A 2,775-nucleotide genomic window follows, 5' to 3' on the forward strand; every position below is an offset into this window, starting at 1 on the left:
GGCCTGCATGAGCCGGTCGACCTCGTCGTGCTCAATGGCGGGGCCTGCATGAGCCGGTCGACCTCGTCGTGCTCAATGGCGGCGAGCACCGGCAATGCCATGCCGCAGGCGGTGGCCAGGAGCAGGGCACGCACGGTGGGAGAAAAGCGAAAGCGCGTGCGCGGCAGGGGGCTCTTGGGCATTGCGGACGAGACCTGGTAGGGGGAAGGAATGATGCGGCAGGGATTGTAAGTGGGGGAGTAACCTTCGGACACAGTGCGGACACTCGAATTGACCGCTTCCAACCTGTGTGGCCGAGGGACGTGTTACGTAACAGGCACTGTGGCAAATACGTAACGCAGGGCCCCAAAACGGCCGTTCCAGCCGCGCCTTCCGGGCCTCTGAAAAGCGGGTCCGCAGCCGCTTCGCCAATGAAGATCGGAGTGCCTGCATGCGTCGAAGCGCCGGGCGCCACGCCGGCCTCCTTGGCCGGGCATCGTTCATGCAATGTTCAAGCCAAAGATCAATCTCGGCACGCCTTGTGCGGCCGAAAGGAAGTGCGCGTGGCCAATCAGATATCCGCCGGCAGCCCTGCTGCCGGCATGCGTGGTGGCGCCCTCGTTGTCGAGGGCAGCCGGGGCGTGTCGGAGCGCATGCGGCGCATCCTTGCCACGGTGGCGCCCGGCCTGGAGCTGGCGGCCGCGTCGACGCAGGCCGAGGCCCGCTTCATGCTGGCCACGCAGGCCTTCAGCCTCGTGCTCGTGGGCATGGACGGGCCGGATGGCGATGGCGCGGCATTGATCCGCCACGTGCGCACGGCCCATCCGCACATCGACGCCATCGCCATGTCGGAAACCGACGATGACGGCCTGGTGGGCGCCGCCATTGCCGCGGGTGCGGTGGGCTACGTGCTGACCGAGGCCGACGACGCCGAACTCGCGTTCCTGCTGCGCTCCATCGAACGCGGCGGCGCGCCGGTGGATTCGCGCATTGCGCGCCGCATCCTCGGCCTGTTCGCTGCTTCCGCCCAGCCCAAGCCGATTGCCATCCACCCCGTGCCCGCGAGCCTGGCGGAAGGCAAGCCGCTGCTGTCTCCGCGCGAGCTGAAGGTGCTGCGCCTCATCGCCCAGGGCTGGAGCAACCAGCAGATCGCCGAGGCCGTGTCGCTTTCGGTCAACACCATCGAGTTTCACGCGAAGAACATCTACCGCAAGCTGTCCGTCAAGTCGCGGACCCAGGCGGTGCACCAGGCCACGCAGCAGGGCCTCTTCAACTGACGCGAACGGAGGCGCGGAGGCGGGGGCGCGGGGCGTGCCCGCAACAGGGTCAACGGTTGCGCAATGCAGCACGATCCTGTAACGTTCTGTAAGTGCGACGTCAGCAACGTTGCCGGACTCTCTCCCACTCTTTCTGGAGCCACCTTGAAGATCACCAAACGCCGCTTGCTCGAAAGCGGCGCAGCAGCAGTTGCCGCATCGCTTTTTGCACCCGGATCGTGGGCCCAGCGCGCCGGCACCGCCGCTGCCGGCGGCGACGCCGCCTGGCCGACCAAGCCCGTTCGCATCCTCGTGGGGTTTCCCGCCGGCGCATCGCCCGACCTGGCGGCCCGCGCCATTGCCGAGCCGCTGTCGAAGATCCTGCGCCAGCCGGTCACGGTCGAGAACAAGCCTGGCGCCAGCGGCAACCTGGTGGCCGACCAGGTGGCCAAGGCGACCGACGACCACACCATCGGCGCGCTGATCAACGGCAATCTCACCATTGCCAGGCTGCTCAATCCCAAACTCAGCTTCGACCCCGAGAAAGACTTTGCGCCGGTCGGCATGATCGGCACCGCGCCGCTGGTGCTGGCGGTGTCCGGCAGCGCCACCGGCAAGACGGCGGCGGAGCAACTGCTGTGGGTGCGCAACCTCGGCAGCGGCGGCAAGTACGGCACGCCGGGCGTGGGCACCGTGGGCCACCTGGGCATGGAACTGCTCAAGAGCCGCGCCGCCATCACCGCGCAGCACAAGCCCTACACCGGCAATCCGCAGGTCATTGCGGGCTTGCTGGCGGGCGAGATCCAGCTGGCGCTGCTGCCGCCGGGCCTGGCCATGCCGCATGTGAAGTCGGGCAAGCTCAAGGCCATTGGCGTGACCTCGCCCGAGCGCAGCCCGCTGGCCAGCGAACTGCCCACGATCCGCGACGCCGACGTGCGCGGCGCCGACCTCGAGATCTGGACCGCGCTGGCCGCGCCCGCGGGCATGAAGCCGGCGGCCATCGCCAAGCTCAATGCCGCGCTGGCCGAGGTGCTCGGCTCGCCCGAGGTGAGCCAGGCGCTGCTGAAGACCGGCTGGCAGGCGCAGCCCGGTTCGCCCGACGCGCTGGCCAAGCGCATGCGCGCCGACACGGCGCGGCTGGGCGGCGTGATCATCATGAAGGGCATCCACTCCGAAGCTTAGGACGCCCCCCGAAGCGCCTTCGGCGCCTCCCCCCACTGGGGGGCGCACCCGGCGGCCGGGCAAAGCCCGTTCCGCGGGTGCGCTGGATGAGGCCGCCTTCTATTTACAGCAGTATTGAAACCTTCTTCGCGGCATCCATCAGCGCCGGCAATATCGTCTCCTGCATCACCTTCGCGCTGGTGCGGTTGGCCTGTCCGCTGATGTTCAGCGCGGCCACCATGCGGCCCTGGCGGTTGACGATGGGCGCGGCCACGGAGATCAGGCCTTCTTCCAGCTCCTGGTTCACCAGGCACCACTGCTGCTTGCGCGCCTGCGCCACCTTGGCCATGAGCGCGTCCACGTCGGTCACGGTGTGCTT

General features: G+C 68.4%; 4 protein-coding genes. 3 read left to right on the forward strand and 1 reads right to left on the reverse strand.

Features of this window, described 5'->3' with window-relative positions:
* The 3 genes from AC1DOC_RS28070 to AC1DOC_RS28080 form a co-directional block, all read left to right on the forward strand.
* Nucleotides 1–201: hypothetical protein (locus AC1DOC_RS28070; protein ID WP_478130958.1), on the forward strand; the 201-nt coding region annotated here is incomplete at its 5' end.
* 341 nt (nt 202–542) lie between these two features.
* On the forward strand, nt 543–1,256 hold the full coding sequence (locus tag AC1DOC_RS28075) for a helix-turn-helix transcriptional regulator (protein WP_478079690.1): 714 nt from the start codon (nt 543–545) through the stop codon (nt 1,254–1,256).
* A 144-nt stretch (nt 1,257–1,400) separates the two neighbouring features.
* Entirely contained in the window at nt 1,401–2,417 is a 1,017-nt protein-coding gene (locus tag AC1DOC_RS28080) for a Bug family tripartite tricarboxylate transporter substrate binding protein (RefSeq protein WP_478079691.1), read from the forward strand.
* A 103-nt stretch (nt 2,418–2,520) separates the two neighbouring features.
* Here the strand turns inward: AC1DOC_RS28080 and AC1DOC_RS28085 are convergent.
* The coding region (locus AC1DOC_RS28085; RefSeq protein WP_478130959.1) for an IclR family transcriptional regulator domain-containing protein at nt 2,521–2,775 on the reverse strand (255 nt) is incomplete at its 5' end.

It is taken from the genome of Variovorax sp. 01T439_2, from assembly GCF_056398445.1.